This window comes from Bergeyella zoohelcum ATCC 43767 (assembly GCF_000301075.1).
Classification (GTDB): Bacteria; Bacteroidota; Bacteroidia; order Flavobacteriales; family Weeksellaceae; genus Bergeyella; species Bergeyella zoohelcum.
The window spans coordinates 153780-174529 of the sequence record NZ_JH932293.1 but is presented as its reverse complement, the minus strand read 5'-3'; the positions used below and the strand labels follow the sequence as shown (position 1 = coordinate 174529).

16 protein-coding genes and 1 tRNA gene are annotated in these 20750 nt (G+C 37.5%); all 17 read left to right on the top strand.

Annotated features, from left to right (window positions below; all coding sequences use genetic code 11):
- Positions 1-97 precede the first annotated feature (97 nt).
- The 17 genes from HMPREF9699_RS00820 to clpB all read left to right on the top strand — a co-directional run bounded on the left by HMPREF9699_RS00820 (position 98) and on the right by clpB (position 20609).
- On the top strand, positions 98-961 hold the full coding sequence (locus tag HMPREF9699_RS00820) for a MotA/TolQ/ExbB proton channel family protein (protein ID WP_002661572.1): 864 nt from the start codon (positions 98-100) through the stop codon (positions 959-961).
- Positions 962-1040: 79 nt separating this feature from the next.
- A complete protein-coding gene (locus HMPREF9699_RS00815; protein ID WP_002661570.1) occupies positions 1041-1640 on the top strand; it encodes an ExbD/TolR family protein in 600 nt (199 codons plus the stop codon).
- A 12-nt stretch (positions 1641-1652) separates the two neighbouring features.
- Positions 1653-2192, top strand: a complete 540-nt coding sequence (locus HMPREF9699_RS00810) for an ExbD/TolR family protein (protein ID WP_002661568.1) — start codon at positions 1653-1655, stop codon at positions 2190-2192.
- Positions 2193-2225: 33 nt separating this feature from the next.
- A complete protein-coding gene (locus HMPREF9699_RS00805; RefSeq protein ID WP_002661567.1) occupies positions 2226-3080 on the top strand; it encodes an energy transducer TonB in 855 nt (284 codons plus the stop codon).
- Between the two features lie 64 nt (positions 3081-3144).
- Positions 3145-3345, top strand: a complete 201-nt coding sequence (locus tag HMPREF9699_RS00800) for a hypothetical protein (RefSeq protein WP_002661565.1) — start codon at positions 3145-3147, stop codon at positions 3343-3345.
- Entirely contained in the window at positions 3335-4213 is an 879-nt protein-coding gene (locus HMPREF9699_RS00795; protein WP_002661563.1) for a PstS family phosphate ABC transporter substrate-binding protein, read from the top strand. The genes HMPREF9699_RS00800 and HMPREF9699_RS00795 overlap by 11 nt, the downstream gene beginning before the upstream one ends.
- A gap of 75 nt (positions 4214-4288) precedes the next feature.
- Positions 4289-5947, top strand: coding sequence for a tetratricopeptide repeat protein (locus HMPREF9699_RS00790; RefSeq protein WP_002661562.1), 1659 nt, complete (start codon positions 4289-4291; stop codon positions 5945-5947).
- A gap of 72 nt (positions 5948-6019) precedes the next feature.
- Positions 6020-6748 (top strand): bacillithiol biosynthesis deacetylase BshB1, encoded by a 729-nt coding sequence (bshB1, locus tag HMPREF9699_RS00785; RefSeq protein ID WP_002661560.1) that lies wholly within the window; start codon positions 6020-6022, stop codon positions 6746-6748.
- A 36-nt stretch (positions 6749-6784) separates the two neighbouring features.
- Positions 6785-6858, top strand: a tRNA-His gene (locus tag HMPREF9699_RS00780).
- 75 nt (positions 6859-6933) lie between these two features.
- Positions 6934-7299, top strand: coding sequence for a hypothetical protein (locus HMPREF9699_RS00775; protein ID WP_002661559.1), 366 nt, complete (start codon positions 6934-6936; stop codon positions 7297-7299).
- A 68-nt stretch (positions 7300-7367) separates the two neighbouring features.
- Positions 7368-7883 carry a hypothetical protein gene (locus HMPREF9699_RS00770; protein WP_245946111.1) on the top strand — a complete coding sequence of 172 codons (516 nt, stop codon included), beginning with the start codon at positions 7368-7370 and terminating at the stop codon, positions 7881-7883.
- Between the two features lie 162 nt (positions 7884-8045).
- Entirely contained in the window at positions 8046-9458 is a 1413-nt protein-coding gene (rlmD, locus tag HMPREF9699_RS00765) for a 23S rRNA (uracil(1939)-C(5))-methyltransferase RlmD (RefSeq protein WP_002661555.1), read from the top strand.
- A gap of 2 nt (positions 9459-9460) precedes the next feature.
- A complete protein-coding gene (locus HMPREF9699_RS00760) occupies positions 9461-9931 on the top strand; it encodes a DUF6452 family protein (protein ID WP_002661553.1) in 471 nt (156 codons plus the stop codon).
- A complete protein-coding gene (locus tag HMPREF9699_RS00755; RefSeq protein WP_002661551.1) occupies positions 9897-10559 on the top strand; it encodes a DUF6048 family protein in 663 nt (220 codons plus the stop codon). The genes HMPREF9699_RS00760 and HMPREF9699_RS00755 overlap by 35 nt, the downstream gene beginning before the upstream one ends.
- 323 nt (positions 10560-10882) lie before the next feature.
- Positions 10883-13810: a reprolysin-like metallopeptidase gene (locus HMPREF9699_RS00750; RefSeq protein WP_002661550.1), complete on the top strand. Its 2928-nt coding sequence runs from the start codon at positions 10883-10885 to the stop codon at positions 13808-13810.
- A 150-nt stretch (positions 13811-13960) separates the two neighbouring features.
- On the top strand, positions 13961-17668 hold the full coding sequence (locus tag HMPREF9699_RS00745) for a fibronectin type III domain-containing protein (RefSeq protein WP_002661548.1): 3708 nt from the start codon (positions 13961-13963) through the stop codon (positions 17666-17668).
- 340 nt (positions 17669-18008) lie between these two features.
- Positions 18009-20609 carry an ATP-dependent chaperone ClpB gene (clpB, locus tag HMPREF9699_RS00740; RefSeq protein WP_002661546.1) on the top strand — a complete coding sequence of 867 codons (2601 nt, stop codon included), beginning with the start codon at positions 18009-18011 and terminating at the stop codon, positions 20607-20609.
- Positions 20610-20750 lie beyond the last annotated feature (141 nt).

Below are 20750 nucleotides of genomic sequence, written 5' to 3'. Positions count from 1 at the left end.
ATTAATATTTGGGGTGTCATTTGTGTGAAAAGAAAATTTGTATTTATATTTACGGCTTGAAAGTTAGTAATTAAAACAATTAAATAATTAAATTATAATGGAAATGAATGTTTCAAACACAGAAGAGCAAGTAGTTGCTAGAAAAACAGGTGGTCTCAATCCTGCTATTGTACTTCCAATATTGTATGTAATTGCATTGAGCATTTACTTATTCGTATTGGGGAATCCAGGGAATTTTAAGGAAGATGCAAGGCTTACAGGAGCTTCAGTAGCATTTTCAGATGTAGATTCTAAGGAATTTCACCCAGAGTCTTTCATGGGGATTATCTACATGGGAGGTCCTGTAGTACATATCTTGATTTTGTTCATGATTACCGTAATCGTTTTTGCATTTGAGCGTTTCTTCGTAATTGGTAAAGCAGAAGGGAAAGGAAACTTAGATGCTTTCGTAGTGAAAATTAGAACGCTATTGAACCAGAACAAAATTGATGAAGCTATTGAAGCATGCGATGCTCAGCAAGGTTCTGTGGGTAATGTAGTAAAAGAAGGGCTTGTTACTTATAAGGCTTTAGCGAAAGATAATACACTGAATAAAGAGCAGAAAATGGCTGCACTTACTAAATCACTAGAAGAAGCCACCACGCTAGAAATGCCTATGCTAGAAAAGAACATGATGATTCTCTCTACCCTTGGTACTGTAGCTACGCTTGTGGCTCTTTTAGGTACGGTAATCGGGATGATTAAGGCGTTCTTCGCTTTAGGTTCTGGTGGGGGTACGCCAGATGCGGCAGCACTATCTATCGGTATCTCCGAGGCGTTGATTAATACTGCTTTAGGTATTGGTACTTCTGCAGTAGCGATTATTTTCTATAACTTCTTTACCTCTAAAATTGATGGATTGACTTATAAAATCGATGAAATCGGAATGTCTATCCAGCAATCATTCGCAGAGCACCACTAATCATTGAGGTGCGAAAAATACAGATGGAATGATTTATGCATCTGTAATTAAAGAAGTTTAATATAAAATTAATAATAATATGGCGAGAGTCAAACCAAAAAGACATGGCGTAGTAACGGATATGACGGCAATGTGTGATGTTGCTTTCCTATTACTCACCTTCTTTATCTTGACTACACAGTTTAAAAAACCTGATGTAGAGCAGATAATGCCGCCATCTTCTATATCTGAAAAATTGTTACCTGATGCTAGTCTTATGACGGTCAATGTAACAGCAGATGGGAAATTCTATTTCCAGCCCGTAGAAAATGCTTCTGAAAGAATTCAAGTTTTGGAAGCAATGGGGAAGAAATATGGAGTCTCTTTCACAGACAAAGAAAAAGTAGCTTTTACTAAAGTACAATCCATAGGAGTACCTATGAGTCAGTTAAAAAGTTTCTTAAATCTATCAGAAGATGAGCAGAAAAATTTTAAAGGAGCATCTGGTGTTCCTTTGGATGAAACCAATAAACAACTCATAGACTGGGTAAAAGCAAGCTTAGATGTGAAGAATGACTATAAAGTTGCCGTAAAAGGAGATGGTACTACTGCTTACCCTAAAATTAGAGACTTGTTTGAAGGTTTTAGAGATATTGAATTTTACAAATTTTGGTTAATTACTACCCAAGAAGGAAAATAAATCTTAATAGAAATGGCAGAAGTACAAGTACAAGATAAAAGTGCAAAGGGAGGAAAAGTCCGTTCCAAAAAGCAATCTACCAGAGTAGATATGACGCCCATGGTGGACTTAGGGTTTCTATTGATTACATTCTTCATGTTTACCACTACTTTCAGTAAACCGAATGTAATGGATTTAGGACTTCCAGCAAAACCAAAAGAAGATCAACCAAAACCTCCACCAACAGAGATTGATTTATCTAATTCAATCTCCCTGATTATTGGTAAGGACAATAGAATTTTTTATCATCAATTGGATAGACAAGGACTCACAGATGAAAAACTCCTTGAAACTAATTATGATAAAGAAGGGATTACGAAGGTAATCGAGGATGCAAAACGAAGAGCTAAAGATCCTGCTAAATTTACAGTGATTATTAAGCCTACGGATGATGCAGTATATAAGAACTTTGTGGATATCTTAGATGAAATGGCAATTACCAAAAATGAACAGTACGGGGTTACTGAAATCAAAGATTGGGAAAAAGCGATTTATGATAATAAGGTGAAATAAACCCACATCGTCTAACCCTTAATGAATAAATATATGTCAGACGAAAAATTAGGATACAATCAAACGCCTTCTTTGGACGAAATTGTATTTGAAAATAGAAATAAGGCGTATGGTGCCTATGACTTAAGACAAAGTTATAGAGGTATTCTTACCAAATCTTTCATCATCGGTACGATCCTTTTCTGTACCGCAGCGATTACTCCTTTTGTTGTGATGAAAATCAAACAATTGACCAATCCTGAGGAAACAGTAGAAGTAGATGCTAATCTTATGGATATTAAACTAGAAGATGAAGTATTGGAACAGCCTGAGGAAGAGGAAGAACTCCCGCCGCCGCCACCGCCAAAACCTGAAGAGCAGGAGCAAGTGGAAATCATCCAAAATGTGGTGCCAGAGCCTGTAAAAGCTCCAAAAGTGGAAACACCACCACCACCGATTTCTAAACAATTAGAAACTACTACTGGTCTTGTAAATCAGGAAGGGGTGAAAAAGCCAGACTATGCACCGCCACCACCGCCACCAACTCAAGGAACGGCTACAAAGACTATGGAATCAAAACCTCAAATCAGTACTACCGAAGTATATGCAAAGGTAGATCAGGAGGCAGAATATCCGGGAGGGATGAATGCACTGAGAGCTTACTTAGCGGATAATTTCGATAGCTCAGTGGTAGATGCAGAAGGAAGACTCAAAGCGACACTTCGCTTTATCGTGGAAAGAGATGGTACCGTATCGGATGTGAAAGTGGTAGAGAAATCAGGAAATAGAGATTTTGATGATGAAGCGGTAAGAGTAGTGAAAAAACTCAAAAAATGGAAGCCAGGTAAACTAGATGGTCAGAATGTAAGATCTAGATTTAGTGTTCCATTTGTAATGGAGTTTCAATAATTTTTAAATTTTTATTAACATAAAAGAGAGGCTTAAGCTTCTCTTTTTTTGTATATTTGTCTTTATGTTCAATTATCTATCCATTTTTACAGGTTTAGCCTACATTGTCCTTGGAATTTTGGTATTTACATATCAGCAGTTCGCTGTGCCGCTGGACGAAATGGTTGCCTATCTTTTGGGAGGGATTATGATTATTTATGGGATATTTCGTGTCCTTAGAGCTTTGTATAAAATCAAAAAACAAAAACAAGAGGATGAAGAATAATTTTCTATGGATACTCTGTTTTTTTCTATTTCTTTTTTCATGTAAGAAAAGTGCTGATGCACCTACACCACAAAAAGGAGAAATTACCATAGTAGCAGATGATGCCTTTAAAAATGTAACAGAAGCACTCTCTGAAAGATATATGGCGTTTTATCCAGAAACAAAAATTAATGTGCTGTATAAGAAGGAAGATTCCGCATTTATAGATCTTTTGCAGAATAAAACACAGGTGATTGTGATGTCTCGAGATTTGACAGATAAAGAACTTCAACTCTATGAAGACAAAGTGGATTTAAAATTCCAACCTGCAAAGTTTGCCGCCGATGCCGTAGTCTTTGTAGTGCCTAATGAGGACCCAAGGGAAAGCATTTCGGTACAAGAAGTGAAAGATTTTCTTATCAAAGGCAAGGATAAAACATTGATTTTCGATGGTAATAATGCCTCTAATATTAATTTTGTAAAGCAAAAATTTGGTCTCCATGATGCTACACAAAATTTAAACTTTGGGGTGATTCGTGGTAATGATAATATTATTAAGGAAGTAGGAAAATACAAGGGTAAAATAGGTGTAATTAGCTTGAATACCATCAGTAGGGTGCATTCTAAAGAGATTAATGAACTTAAATCTCATGTAAAAATTCTTCCTGTCATTGCGGAAGATGGTAAAATATATCGCCCTGAATTAGAGTATATTAAAAATATGCAGTACCCGTTTACCCGAATTCTCTATTTCTTGACCAATGAAGGTTTTTTCGGGGTGAGCAATGGCTTTATCCGTTTTTCTTGCACACAGTTAGGGCAAATTGTAGTATCTAAACAAGGACTCCAGCCGTACAATAACTATAAGCGAGAAGTACAGATGCGATGAAGAAATGCTTAGTGCTTAGGATGAAATTTTGGAATAATAATTGAAATATAAAAATAAATTAATTAAAAAGAATTTATGATGTTGTACAATGTAAGAAAGCTTACTTTTTCTGCTGCTATGATGGCAGGGGTAGCTGTTTTTAACGCACAGTCTGTTCAAGATGGTGTGAACTTAGTAGATAGTCACAAATATGCACAAGCAAGAGGGGTATTTGAGAAACTCATGCAAGCCAATCCGAAAGATGCAAATAATTTTTTCTATATGGGGAATACTTACCTTACACAGTTCGAGCCGAATTTTGATAAGGCAACAGAGTATTTCCAAAAGGGATTAGCACAATCTTCCAATAGCCATCTGAATAAGATAGGTATAGCTACGGTTAAATTAGGAAAGGGAGACCGCTCGGGGATTGCTGAAATTCAGAAAGTGGTGAGTGATAGCCGTGAAAAAGACGCAGAAGTACTCTACAGAGCTGCAGAAGCACTTACCTTATTTGAAAAAAACAATGCTCCAGATTTAGCCATTGATTATCTTAATAAAGCGATTGAGCGTTCCAAAGGAGGGGTAGCTCCACAAATATATTATTCTTTAGGAGATGCTTATCGTCTTAAAAAAGAGGCAGGAAATGCGATGAATGCTTATGAAAAAGCACTTGCAGTTTCTAGAAGTAAAGCATCTGTGTTTACAAGAATGGCAACACTATGGATGGCAGCAAACCAATGGAAATTAGCAGATGAAAACATTACTAAAGCGATTTCTGCTGACCCTTCCTATGCACCAGCTTATAAAGCATTGGCAGCATATAAAACGAGATTCCAAGAAAACGCAGCCGTAACACAAGCATTGATTAACTATGCGAAATACGCAGATGAAGATCCGGATACACAACTGGAAATCTCCAAAATGTATTTTGTGAATAATGATTATGCACAATCTCAAAAATTATTAGGTACTATTTTTTCTAAAGTAGAAGACCCTATAAAATACAAGCTTAGAGCTTACAATGAATATAAACTTGGTGGAGATATGGCTCAAGCAAAAGCTGATTTAAACCAATTTAAAAATTCAGTAACAGATAAGAGCAGGATACAGCCCGCAGATACGGCTTTAGAAGGTTTATTTATTGCTATTGATGCAAAAAATGAAGCCGATGCTACCCGTAAAGCAGAGCTTTTAGCAGAAGCGAATCAGAAAATTGCTGTAGCAAAAAATATTCAAGACCAAACTTTGGATTGGGATATGGAGTTCGCTAAAATTAATGGAGGAGCAGTGACTGCGGAAATGGTAGAAGCGGGTCCTCAATCACCAAAAATCCAAGAGTTGAAAACAAAACTGGCGACAAACCCTAAAGATGCTAATGTGTTGGTGGAATTAGGAACAGCTTATCAAGAGGCTCAGAATTGGAATGGTGCTATTTTTACTTGGGATAAAATGATTGCTTTGGCTCCAGATTGGGAATATTCTTTTTATGCGAAAGGAGTAGCCTATCAGCAGCTCGGAAAACATGATATGGCAGAACTTTCTTACCAGAAGTATATTGACACTGTAGCGAAAAAATCACAAGCTGAGCAAGATGCACAGAAACAATCACTTTCTTATGCATATTTCTTGGTGGCACATTACAATCAGGAGAAAAACTTGCCATTGGCCAAAGAATATGCAGCGAAGGCGGTGATGCTCAATCCAAGTTATGAAGATGCAGTGAAACTGAATACAGCATTACAAGCAAAATAATGTATAAAATTTTATAAAACACTTTTACCCTTTTGGCATTTTAAATGCTGAAAGGGTTTTAATAATATAATGATGAATCCATTTAAGGTAGATATTTTGGCTTTTGGTGCACATCCTGATGATGTGGAGTTAGGATGTGGTGGTACTTTGGCAAAACTTATTCATGAAGGGAAGAGAGTAGCCATTGTAGATTTGACGCAGGGGGAAATGGGTACCCGAGGTACTATAGAAACAAGATATGTAGAAGCTGCAAAAGCAAAGGAGATTTTGGGCGTTTCATACAGAGAAAATCTCAAAATGAAAGATGGTTTTTTAGAAAACACAGAGGTCAATATCCGAAAAATCGTAGAAATGGTGCGTAAGTATCAGCCAGAAATCGTTTTTGGAAATGCGATTAAGGATAGGCATCCTGATCATGCGAAAGGACAGAAGTTGGTTTCTGATGCATGTTTTATTGCAGGTTTAGTTAAATATGCCACCACTTATGAGGGAGAAAATCAAACGGCGTGGAGACCAAAACAGGTGTTTAATTATATTCAATGGCAAGAGATAGAGCCACATTTTGTAGTGGATATTAGTGATTTCATGGAACAAAAAATAGCATCATGTATGGCGTATGCTACACAGTTTTATAATCCTGAATCTCAAGAACCAGAGACGGTAATTGCTACAAAAGATTTTCAAGAAAGCTTTACTTATAGAGCTCAGAACTTAGGGAGACTTACGGGATGTGCTTATGCTGAGGGCTTTACCAGTGAAAAAACATTGGTCTTAAAAAATTTTGAAGGAATTGTTTTGTAGTTTCTGAAAAAGTCTTATATTTGCATCCACAATACGGTGGCTATAGCTCAGTTGGTTAGAGCGTCAGATTGTGGTCCTGAAGGTCGTCGGTTCGATCCCGATTAGCCACCCTAAAAGCACATAACAAAAGTTATGTGCTTTTTTATTTTATAATAAATACTATCTTTGTATTAATATATTTTGTTATGAAAAAGACAAGGATAATTGGGTTTATGCTATTTTCATTTATAGTATTTTTGCTAAGTTGCGAACGCAGGGATTATCTCAATAACTCAAGGTTTCATGTGGAGGGGCTCACTAATGCACCTCGAACAGAAGTAAAAGTAGTAATAGGTTCTGTGGTTTATTCTAAGGGGAAAACTAATGAGTTGGGCTATTTTCGATTGGGAGGTCCAGAAAGTGATAATTCTGAGAGGTTTTTGATTTTTGAGCGTAAAATAAAATCTTTTTCAGTTAATGATGCTCGAGTGAAATTGAGCTCAGACTCATCGGCAATCGTTCTTCCTTATAAAGTTTCTTATATTAAGTTTAATCATATTCTATTGCAATGATGAGATTTTTTTTACCCTTAGCTTTTTTGTTGTCCACATCGGTATTTGCCCAGAATAAAATTTTTAGAATGGAGTTAGGATACCATTTTTTGACTGCTGTAGGTGATAATTTTGTTAAAGATGGGCTCGGAAGTTTTAATGGATTAGGAGGTGAGGTAAATGCTGTAGTGTATAAAAATGTAGGTGTAGGATTGGGATATTCTAGGACTTTTTCTACTGTGAAAAATGAAGCAATTTATGGTAGTCTGAAAGAGCCGCAGCTTTCTGTTTTGGGAGTTTATATTTTTTATCGTCATCGTTTTACTCCTAGAATAGCCTCTGAGGCAGAAGTAGGCATTAATGATATGAGGATAAAATCTAAGTCGTATTATAGTAAAGATTTTTTTAGAGAAGGTGGAAGTGCTGGTTTTTTCGGAATCAAAGGGCTTTATAGCATTTCATATGATAATGTAGTGTCTATTGTTGTAGGTTCAAGACTGTATATTTATGATTCTAATTTAGACATGAAGCATTCAGCTGTACAAAATTATTATTCACAAGCGTTATTTCTCAATTTTAATGCAGGGATATCTATTGCTTTTTAGATATACTTGTAAAAAACAAATGGAAAGGAGAGAAATTACCTTTCTTAAATAGCTTTTGGTGATTCAAAAATTAATAAAAATCTTGAACAACTTAGTAATCTTTTCAAAATCAATTTACTGTATATTATTTCAGTATCCGTAGAATATTCCTACTTTTGCAATATGGCAAAAAACAAAAGAAAAAATCAGATTCTTACGGGGATACAACTGCATGCGGCTGGTGCAAAAGGTGTGGCTATAGGGAAAGATGAAACTGGAAAAACGGTTTTGGTTTCTGGTGCTATTCCAGGCGATGTGGTCAATGTTCGTGTGAAAAAATCGAAATCCAAATATATAGAAGGCGAGGCGATAGAGATAATTCAACAATCTGCTGATAGAGTAACGCCTAAATGTCAGCATTTTGGGGTGTGTGGCGGCTGTAAATGGCAAAATATGAGCTATGATAAGCAGTTGTACTATAAGCAATTGGAGGTAGAGAATAACATTCGAAGAATAGGAGGAATCAATGATTTCAAAACTTTGCCCATTTTAGGTGCCAAGGAAATCTATCATTATAGAAATAAAATGGAGTTTTCTTTTTCTAATGCCCGCTGGCTCAGTCAAGAAGAAATTGATTCTGATGAAGACTTAGGGGACAGAAATGCCTTAGGTTTCCATATCCCAGGGATGTGGTCTAAAATTTTAGATTTAAAAGAATGTCATTTACAAGAATCTCCTTCGGACGAGATAAGATTGGCTGTGAAAAAGTATGCCGTAGAGCATGGGTTAGAATTTTTTGATGTAAGAAACCAAGAGGGTTTTTTAAGGACTTTCATGCTGAGGCAAAATTCTAAAGGAGAATGGATGCTGCTTTTTCAGCTTTTCAGAGAAGAAAAGGAAAATAGAGAGCGGTTGTTTGATTTTGTTTTAAATCAGTTTCCTCAGGTTAAAACTTTGGTGTATGCCATTAACTCTAAAGCGAATGACTCGGTGTATGACTTGGATATTCAAACTTATTTTGGCGATGGATTTTTAACAGAAGAGATGGATGGCTTAGAATTTAAGATTGGACCAAAGTCTTTTTTTCAAACCAATTATCGTCAGGCTCTGGAATTGTACCGAAAAACTTTAGAATTTGCAGACTTAAAGGGAGATGAAGTAGTTTATGATCTTTATACAGGTACGGGAACCATTGCCCAATACTTAGCTAGAAAAGCCAAGCAAGTAATAGGTATAGAATCTGTACCCGAGGCAATAGCAGCGGCGAAGGCTCATGCAGCGGTGAATGGATTAACCAATTGTTTATTCTATTGTGGGGATATGAAAGAGGTCTTTACAGAAGCGTTTTTAGCTCAGCATCCTAAGGCAGATGTATTGGTAACAGACCCACCGAGAGATGGGATGCATGCCAAAGTGGTGGAGCAAATTCTGAAACTCGCACCTGAGAAGATTGTATATGTCAGCTGTAACTCAGCTACTCAAGCTAGAGATATTGATTTACTAAAAGAAGCATATCATTTAGTCAAAATTCTTCCTGTAGATATGTTTCCACAGACGCATCATGTAGAGAACATCGCATTGCTCATAAAAAAATAAAGATGAATAAAAGTTGGTTCTTAATTCTCTTGGCATTCATCATGACCAGCTGTGGAGGGGATGATATATGTAGTAGTACGGAATCTACACCAAGGATGAAGATGAAGTTTAAGAATGAAGCTACAGGGAAAATCCGAAGTTTGGATTCTATTTTTGTCTATGCAGACTATGGTCAAGGGATGGAAATGGTGGTGGCCAATCGGTACAAAACGGATTCTATTTTGATTCCTCTAAGAATAGATAATACGCCTTTTACACAGTTAGAAATTGCCCTTTCATCAGGTGGTGCAAAGAGTGGTGTAAAGATAGCGTATTTACCCAAAGACGAATATGTGTCACCCGCTTGTGGTATGAAGAAAGTCTATGAAAATGTGAACACTACACTTATGAATCCTCAGTCTTTAAAAGGAGTGGAGGTTTCTAAAAATGAAATTTATAATGAAGATACTACGCATATTTTTCTGCTTTTTTAGTCTTTGGGTAGGGAAAGTAATGGGGCAGCGTATGGAAGAGGGGAATCACCTAAAGTCATCACCATATTCATTTAATGGAGTGGTGGGAGTAGATGTTTTGAACACAGGACTCAGTACTTTTTCTGAAAGGAAACTTTTCCAAGGTTTTATTTCTACACAAATCAAAGAAAAAATTCATGCCATAGCGGATGCTGGTTTTGAGAAAAACGATTTTGATAAAAGTGGATATCAGGTCTATGCTCAAGGGTTTTTCTTTAAGCTAGGGACTTACTATATGCTTGTACAAGATGTAGAGGATAAGCTCAATGGGTTTTATGCAGGTGGAAAAATTGCAGGGAGTTTTTATAAGCAAGATTATACTGTGATACCTATCAGAGGGTATGGAGGAAGAGTGAGTAATAGCAGTATGCCTATTTCTTCACAGAGTACTTATTGGGTAGAAGCAATGGTAGGTGGAAGAATACGCATTTTTGACACTCCGTTTTTCATAGATGTAAATGTACAGCCTAGATACAGACTATATTCCACACTACAAAATGGTGTACATCCTTTGGTTATTCCTGGTTTTGGAAAGGGGATAGGAAAATTTAATATGGGGTTTTCTTGGAATGTTGCTTATTATTTTTAAGATTTTTTTGACTTAGTTTTCCATCATTAAGATATTTAAACTGAATCAAATAAGGGAAGTAAGTGATTTGATTGATCAAATTGAGGGGAAGAACATTTTTCTTTATAAATAAATCTATGAGACTTCATAGTTAGTTTTTTCTAAAAACTTTTATTCTAAGTAGATTTAAGATGCAAATGGTGTAAAAAGTTAGTATTTACATTGTTTGGGTTTGTTAATTTAAACTTTTTGCGTAGGGATAGGAATATGTAATTTTTTTTCGATAAAATAGCTGTAGCGTAATTTTTTTAATTATATTTGACAAAAATTTTATTATTGTTATTATGTTAAAAAATACTATTTTGCTTTCAGCTATCATGCTTTCGGGCGTAGTGTCTGCACAGTGGACACCAGCCAAAAGCAATGAGAAGAGAAGTGAAGACCTTACAAAGGTTCAAAAGAAAGAGTTTTACAAGCTCGACATTAATGAGATTAGAGCTCAATTAAAGGATGCTCAGCTACAAGGTCCTAATGCGAGACCTGTGTATATTTCTGTACCTGTAATGGGAGGAAAGGTAGAGCTATTTAAGGTGTATAGCTTCCCAGTTATGGTGCCAGAATTGGCAGAGCAGTATCAGCTAGGCTCATACACTGGGGTAAGTACAGAAAACCCTACGAAATTCATTCGTTTCTCGGTGGCTCCGAATGATTTCCAATCCATGGTGTATGATGAGCATGGATATCAGTTCATCTCTCCAGAAGATAAATCAAAGGGGCTTTATTCAGTTCATCCTAAAACGAATAAAGCATCAGGAAAAGACGCTTTCGTATGTGATACAGAACACGGACACTCATCTTCAGATATCGATAGACTTCGTAGTAATAATTCTTTCGCCAATGTGCCGGGAGATTTTTCTAGAAATTCTGATAGAAAATACAGAACGCTTCGTTTAGTAGTCTCTACTACAGGAGAGTACACTGCACATTTTGGAGGAGTAGCAGGAGCTTTAGCACAAATTAATGCTACGATAACGAGAGTAAATGCAGTTTTTGAAAAAGATTTTGCTCTGCACCTAAATCTTCAAAACTTTCAAAATATTATTTATACTGACCCTAATACTGACCCATATGCTACCAACCAAAGCGATTGGAATGTAAAACTTCAGCAAACACTGACTGCCAATGTAGGGCATACCAACTATGATATTGGGCATCTGTTCGGAAGAAGTGGAAACAATGGTAATGCAGGATGTATCGGATGTATCTGCGTAGATCCATCTACGCAAATGCCAAGGGCTAAAGGGTCTGGGTTTACCACTTCTACTAACCCTCAAGGGGACGCATTTGATATTGATTTTGTGGCTCACGAAATCGGTCATCAGTTAGGAGCAAACCATACTTTCTCTCATGGTATCGAAGGGACAGGAGTGAATATGGAGCCAGGTTCAGGAAGTACTATCATGGGGTATGCCGGAATTACAGGGCCAACTACCGATGTACAGACAAATTCGGATCCTTATTTCCATGCGGCGAGTATCCAACAAGTTCAAACAAATTTAATTTCTAAAACTTGTGATGTTGAAACCGATATTGTAAACAATCCTCCAGTAATCAACGCTTTTCCTGCTTATACCATTCCTAAGTCTACAGCATTTGTACTGACCGGAAATGCTACAGATCCTGAAGGAGATGCAATGACTTATACTTGGGAACAATACAATACTGCTACTTCACAGATAACTAATGCTAACTTAGGTAATACAACGCATGGCGGTAGTTTCCGTTCCAAATTACCAAGTAATAGCACCGTTCGTTATTTCCCTGCTTTGAGTACAGTGCTTAATGGAAGTGTAAGAGATGTTGCAAGTTGGGAATCTGCTTCCACTGTGGCAAGAAACCAAACATTCCGTTTTACAGCAAGAGATAATAATGCAAATGTAGCTCAACAGCAAACTAATGCTAGAAATCAAGTGGTTACTGTAGGTGATGACGGTCCATTCAGAGTGATTACAGATTATGCGGATGCAGGTAATCCTACAAATTTTGAATGGGATGTGGTAAATACCAATAATGCACCTTATAATGTAACTAATGTAAGCATTGACTATACTACTGATAATGGAAATACATGGACCACATTCGTGGCAAGTACTGCCAATGACGGAAATGAAATGATTACTTTTCCAGCTTCTTTAAACGGACAAACGGTGAAAGTAAGAGTTTCGGCTATTGATAACATATTTTACGCAGTAGGGGCAGTTAATGTAACTCAGCTTGTTTCATGTGACGGTACAGCACCTTCTGGATTGACGGCTACAAACCCTACATCATTTGGAGTAACATTGAATTGGGTGCCAGTGTCAGGAGCTTCTTATGAAATAAGATATAGAGTGGTAGGATCTGCTACTTGGACTACGGTTTCTTCTACTACTCATAGTATTACATTAAATGGTCTATCAGAGAATACTAATTATGAAGTACAGGTTGCTGCTGTATGTAATGCTGTAGTAGGGGCTTTCTCTAATTCTGTGAACTTTACAACAGCTCAATTGTCTTACTGTGCTGCCCAAAGTACGAATAGTACTTCAGAGCATATTTCCAATGTAACACTGGCGAATGTGAATAATAACTCAGGAACAAGTACTTATACCAATTATACTACTAATTCTGCATTACAAATTAATTTGGTGCAAGGACAGCAATATACGCTTTCTGTGTCCAAAAATTGGGCAGATAATAATCCTGCTAATGATGCCGTAAGTGCTTGGATTGATTTCAATAGAAATGGTGTTTTTGAATCTGCAGAGAGAGTAATGGCTTCTCCGGTTGCTCCACCTAGTGGAACACCAACGGTAGTAACTGCTTCATTCACTGTGCCAAATGATGCAGTAATGAATCTTCCTTTGAGAATGAGGGTGATTGTTATTTATGGAGGAAACCAAATAGGAGCTACGCTTGGTAATGCTTGTGGTAATATGGGATGGGGAGAAGTAGAAGACTATCAGGTGGTAGTTACCCCACAAATGTCTACAGTAGAGATCGCGACGAAAGATTCTGTGAGAATTTATCCAAATCCAGTGGCTGAAATCTTAAATGTAACCAAGGTTTCTAACAAAGCGGAATATCAAGTAGTAAACGCTGCAGGTCAGTTAGTACTTAAAGGAGTAATTTCTGATAATAAGGTGGATGTAGGTGCTTTGGAAAAAGGAAATTACATTATTTCAGTAAAAGATGGAGCTACCTCGTTCTCTGAGAAATTTATTAAAAAATAATCATTATTTCAATGATGCTTTGATAAAGCCCTCGTTTTGAGGGCTTTTTTTATTGTGGATTTCTTGTTCTTTTTAGAAAAAAAACATGTGTTTTTTGAGGTTGAATCAGAAAATTTATTAGATTTGTAGATAAAATAATAATTTAGTCCTATGAAGAAACTCTTTACTTTTTTGATTCTTTTCATTTATGGGGTTGTAAGTATTCGGGGGCAACAAAATCTACCTTTTTTTACAGATTTTACCACCAATAGTTTTACTCTTGTAAATGGTACTCAGACCAACAAATGGCATCACGGAACTGCTACGGGAAATACTGGTGCCTCGCTTTATGTGAGTAGTAATAATGGTACTTCGAATACATATATCAATAATTCAGAAAGTACAGTGCATGCCTATGTGGACTTAAATATTCCAGCAGGCTCTACTTTTCTTACACTTGAATTTGATTGGAGATGTGTTGGAGAGAATGGATATGATAGGATGTTTGTGTATTTAGCACCCACTTCGTTTACGCCAGTGGCAGGAAGTCAGATTGCTACGGGGAATGGTATTACACAAGTTGGAGGACAATTTGTACTTAAAAATAATTGGCAACAGTTTACAGATTCTACCGTTAATGTAAGTGCTTTTGCAGGAAGTACAATGCGTCTTATTTTTCAGTGGAGAAATGACTTTACAGCTGGAAATAATCCTCCTATTGCAATTGATAATGTAAGAGTGTTTTTTCCTACTTGTATTATACCTGGAAATCAAAGAGTAACAGGAAGTACTGTGAACTCTGCTACTGTAGCTTGGGATGCACCTACGCCTGCTCCAGCTATGGGGTATGAGTACTATCTAAGCCCTACTGGTGCACCTCCTACACCTGCTACCGTAGGTACACCTACAATGAATACTACAGCTACATTTACGGGGCTTGCACTCTATACATCGTATAAGTGGTGGGTAAGGTCAGTATGTAGTGCTACAGATAAATCTTCATGGGTAGAAGGTGCTGAAATTCTTTTAGGGCAAATAGGAACAGGGAACGATACCATGGGGAATCTTCCAATTAATAGTTGTTGGGAGTATAATTACTCTCAGATGATTTATACTCCTTCTGAAGTAGCTTCTGCTGTAGGAAATGGTAGAGTTATTACCAAGATTAAGTACTTTGTGTCATCTGTTGCACCTCTTCCAGCTAGATATGCAGAGTGGAAAATTTTTATGGCAAACTCTAATAAAAATGAATTTACATCGAATACAGATTGGATTCCTCACGCAGGATTTCAGGAAGTTTTTAGTGGAAATATTCCTGCACATGCTGCGGGACAATGGATGGAAATAACACTAGATACGCCATTTATATGGGATGGTGGCTCTAATTTAGTCATTGCAGTGGATGAGAATACACCAGATTATTCTTGTACCACTCAGTGGGGAAGTTATTCCACGAATAATGTGTCTCGGGGTATTCAGTATCAAAGCGATAATACCAATCCAGATCCTGCATCCCCACCATCGGCAACCTCAAGACCTACCAGCTTACCTCGTCTAAGAATGGAAGCACTACCGTTGCCTGCTTGTTCATTAGCAGCACCTACTAATGTGGTGGCACAAAACATAACCGATAATAGTGCGAGATTAACTTGGCAACCTGTGCAGGCAGATGCTTATGTGTTACAGTGGAGACAAGTAACTACGCCAGCTTCCCCATGGATTACAGTGAACCCTAATCCTACATTCTCATCTTATATTCTAACGGGGCTTGCAGAGCAGACCAGATATGAATATAGAGTGGCACATATTTGTAATGGAACACAGGGGGCGTTTAATGCACCTGTAAGGTTTACTACTTTACCACTTGTGTATTGTGGTTCCAATTCTACTGCAAATCCTTCTGATGAGCATATTACTAATGTTACTATAGACCCTGCAGGATTCCCTGTGCTTCCTACACTATCTGTTAATAGCACCGCTTCTGCTTATACAGATAATTATTTGGATGCTACTAAGAGAATCCGTTTGGTGAAAGGATCTACAGGAAATACTATTGCTGTAAGTAAAGGTTTTGGTCAGAATCCTGTTAATGTGGCAATATCTGCTTGGATAGATTTTAATAGAGATGGAGCCTTTGATGCAAATGAGCAAATTTTTAATTCAGCACCGAATCAAGCAACGCCTGTTACAGGCACCTTTGATGTTCCTGCTGTAGTTTATACAGGAAACCACCCTACGAGAATGAGGGTTATAGCGAGAAAAACTAATTCGCCAAATGCTTGTGGTACTTATCCTGATGGAGAAACCGAAGACTATGCTGTAGAATTTGTGGACATGATTCCTTGTGATAATTCTGCACCTCAAAATGTAGCCATTAATAATATTACTTCTAATTCTGCTACAGTAAACTGGACTGCTGATCCTGGTGGAGCAGAGTATGTCATCCGATACAGAGAGTTAGGACAAACTGCTTGGCTTGCAGCGTTTCCTGCCGCTTCGTTAGCTAATATGCTGAATTTGACTAATCTTACTCCGGCAACTAGTTATGAGTTGTCTATTGCTGCTATTTGTGGCGGTGTAGAAGGAACACCAGTGATCAAGACATTTGATACGCCGTGTTCAGATGAGCCTGTAACTAATCTTCAAGTTACTCAGATAGGTACTACTACGGCAGAAGTTTCTTGGGACCCAATTAATACCGCTACCTATGTACTTCAATATAAATCATTAAGTGCTGCGGCTTGGCAATCTATTAACCTTTCTGCAACAAATTACACGCTAACCAATCTCACGCCAAATGTTACCTATCAAGTAAGAGTGGCTACAGTATGTTCAGGGGTTACCAATCCTTTTAGTACGCCAGAAGTCTTTACTACTTTTCCTACATGTGAAATGCCACCAGTAGGACTTACAATTTCTGATATTACGATGACAGAAGCATTTATAGAATGGACTCCTACACCAGGAGTTAGTGCTTATGTTCTCGAATGGAGAAGAGTGGGGTCTAATGCAGGATGGAATGTAATAAATCTTAATGTCAACGAATATCTTCTTACAGGGCTTACAGAAGATACCAGGTATGAAGTAAGAATAGCTCATGTATGTAACGGGGGACGACAAGAATATACGGCAGTATATGAATTTATGACTCCTGTACTGAAATATTGTGAAATGGCACCTACTACTGTAGGAGATGATTATATCACTAATGTTACCGTAAACGCGGTGGGGTATCAAGAGATGACCAATAATTCTACTGCGTCAGGCTATACTAGTTTTGTGGCTGTACCCGATGCTTTTGTGAAGTTAATCAGAGGCTCTCAGAATAATAAAATTACGGTAAATAAAGCGTGGAGAGGGAATGCGGCGAGAAATGCTGGAGTAACCGTTTGGATAGATTTTAATAGAGATGGTATTTTCTCTAATCATGAAAGAATTCTCATTTCTCCAGCTAATGGACAAGATGTGGTGGAAGGTACATTCAGTGTTCCTGCGGATAGCTTCGTAACAGGTACAGATGGTAAGTTTACGGTGATGAGGGTAGCGATGAGTAAAGGAAAATCGCCAGAGATTTGTACTGATTTTCAGTCAGGAGAAATAGAAGACTATAGAGTAATTATTTCTACTATAGATCAGTTTGAAACTGTAGATAAGGAAGTGGTAAATGTCTATCCAGTACCTGCAAAGGAGGTATTGCATATCACCTTAGTAGAAAATGGTACTAAGTACACTATTTATAATAGTACAGGGCAAGTAGTCCATGTGGGTGAGATTTTTAATAACAAGATTGAACTCGATAATATTATTAGCGGAGTGTATGTGATAGATATTGATTCCGAACAATATGGAAGAGTAATTAAACGATTTATCAAACATTAATCGTTCTCTATTATTCCAATAATTTAAGAAGCTGTCTCCAAAAGGCAGCTTCTTTTTTTATACCATTTTGAGTAAAACGAAGCTTCGAGTTGAGCAGAATATAAAATACCATCTATATCCTTTGGATAAATGCTTCGTAGCATAGGATAAGTGTTATTTAATTTATTTTTCAGGAAATTTTGTCTTATTTCGTTCGATTTGATTTTATGAAATCGGAAATTTTGTCTCTAAAAAATGAAATTTTTGATATTGTATGGTTTTTGAGAATCTGAAAATGAGAAAATGTGAGAATGAGATAATTATTCAATTACCCAATTACCTTATTAAAAAAATAACGATTATGAACTTAAATCAATATACCGTAAAATCACAAGAAGCCATTCAGAAAGCACAGCAGATTGCTTTAGAATTTGGCAATCAGAGTTTGGAACCTCAGCATTTATTAGAGGGAATTTTCCAAACTGATGAAACCATTTCTTCATTTCTATTGAAAAAATCCGAAGCAGATGCCGCTTTGGTGAGAGAACGCAACCGAGAAAACCTTGAAAAACTGCCTAAAGTACAAGGGGGCGACCTCTATCCTTCTCAAGCTTTGAGCAGAATACTTCTAGACGCTCCGAATATCGCTAAAAAAATGGGCGATGAATATGTTACCATAGAGCATCTTTGGTTGGCATTAGTGGAAACCTCTTCCCCTGTGGCAACGATGCTCAAAGATATGGGCGTAACGAAAGCCTTTTTGGAAGCAGGAATTAAGGAACTTCGTAAAGGAGCAAAAGCAACTTCTGCAAGTTCGGAAGAAACCTATCAAAGTTTGAGTAAATATGCCAAAAACTTTAATGAACTGGCTGCAGAAGGGAAACTTGACCCTGTTATCGGTCGCGATGAGGAGATTCGTCGTGTGTTGCAGATTCTTTCCCGAAGAACGAAAAATAACCCTATCCTCATAGGAGAACCGGGGGTGGGAAAAACCGCCATTGCAGAGGGTATTGCTCATAGAATTATTTCGGGAGATGTTCCTGAAAATCTTATGGATAAAACGCTTTATTCTCTGGATATGGGAGCATTGGTTGCAGGGGCTAAATATAAAGGAGAGTTTGAAGAAAGGCTAAAATCTGTAGTGAATGAAGTAACAAAATCAGATGGGCAAATCATTCTTTTTATCGATGAAATTCACACGCTCGTAGGGGCAGGCGGTGGTGAAGGGGCTATGGATGCCGCTAATATCCTAAAACCCGCTTTGGCAAGAGGAGAACTTCGTGCAATTGGAGCAACGACCCTTAACGAATATCAAAAATATTTTGAAAAAGACAAGGCCTTAGAGCGTCGTTTCCAAAAAGTAATGGTGGAGGAACCCGATACTGAATCGGCAATTTCTATCCTCCGAGGCATCAAAGATAAGTATGAGTTTCACCACAAAATTAGAATTAAAGATGAGGCGATTATCGCAGCAGTGGAAATGTCTCAACGCTATATCTCTGACCGATTTTTACCTGATAAGGCGATTGACCTCATTGATGAAGCATCAGCAAAATTGAGAATGGAAATTAATTCTAAACCTGAGGAGTTAGATGTTTTAGACCGAAAGCTGATGCAAATGGAAATAGAACTCGCTGCTATTTCCAGAGAAGGTAATCAAGTGAAAATAGACCACCTGAAAGAAGATATTGCGAAAGTAACGGAACAGCGCAATGAAATCAATGCGAAATGGCTTCAGGAAAAACAAAAATCAGAGGATTTAACTCAGGTAAAAAAAGATATTGAAACCCTAAAATTAGAAGCTGAAAAAGCCCAAAGAGCTGGTGATTACGCCAAAGCTTCGGAAATACAATACGGTAAACTTCGCGAGAAGGAAGAGGCGTTGCAAAAACTGGAGCTTCTGATGCAGAACGAAGAAAATGAACTGGTAAAAGAGGAAGTAACGGCAGAAAATATATCCGAAGTTATTTCTAAATGGACGGGAATTCCAGTAACAAAGCTACTTCAAAGTGAGAGAGAAAAATTACTGCACTTAGAGGAGGAACTTCATAAGCGAGTGGTAGGCCAAGAAGAAGCGATAGAAGCCGTAGCTAATGCCATCCGAAGAAATCGTGCAGGGCTTAACGATGAGAAAAAACCGATTGGTTCTTTCCTCTTCCTCGGAACTACAGGGGTGGGGAAAACCGAACTAGCAAAAGCTTTGGCGGAATTCCTGTTTGATGATGAGAATAACATGACGCGTATAGATATGAGTGAATATCAGGAACGCCATAGTGTATCCCGATTGGTAGGAGCGCCTCCAGGATATGTGGGCTATGACGAGGGAGGACAGCTTACCGAAGCGGTGCGTAGAAGACCTTATTCCGTAGTGCTTTTAGATGAAATAGAGAAAGCACATCCTGATGTATTCAATACGCTACTTCAAGTTTTAGACGATGGCCGATTAACCGACAATAAAGGACGCGTAGTGAATTTTAAAAATACTATCATCATTATGACTTCTAATATGGGAAGCCATCTTATCCAAGATAATTTCTCGGAAATTAATGAAGCAACCACCAGTTTTGAACTTTCGGAGATTGTAGAAAAAACCAAAACCGAAGTCTTCGATTTATTGAAGCAAACACTTCGTCCAGAGTTTTTGAATAGAATAGATGAGACAGTACTATTCCAGCCATTGAACAAATCAGAGGTAGGAAAAATCGTTCAGTTCCAGCTCAGAGGTATCAATAAAATGCTAGAGAAGAAAAATATCATCTTAACGGCGACTCAAGATGCGATAGATTTTATTCTAAGTAAAGGATACGACCCCGCATTCGGAGCAAGACCACTGAAGCGAGTGGTGCAGCAAATGGTACTTAACCAACTTTCCAAAGAGGTTCTTGCTGGAAAAATTAATGATGGAGACAGAATCACAATGGATTACTTCGAGGAAAAGGGATTGGTATTTAATAAAATTTAGAAGTTTGGATAATAGGCAGGATAAATTTTGAGTTTCTTGCCTATTATATTTCCTCTAAGATGACAAAATAGTTGATAGAAATTCGCCAAAGTGATTTGCAAAATGGTAAATAGCTTTGGCGAATTTTTTATGAAGTTAATA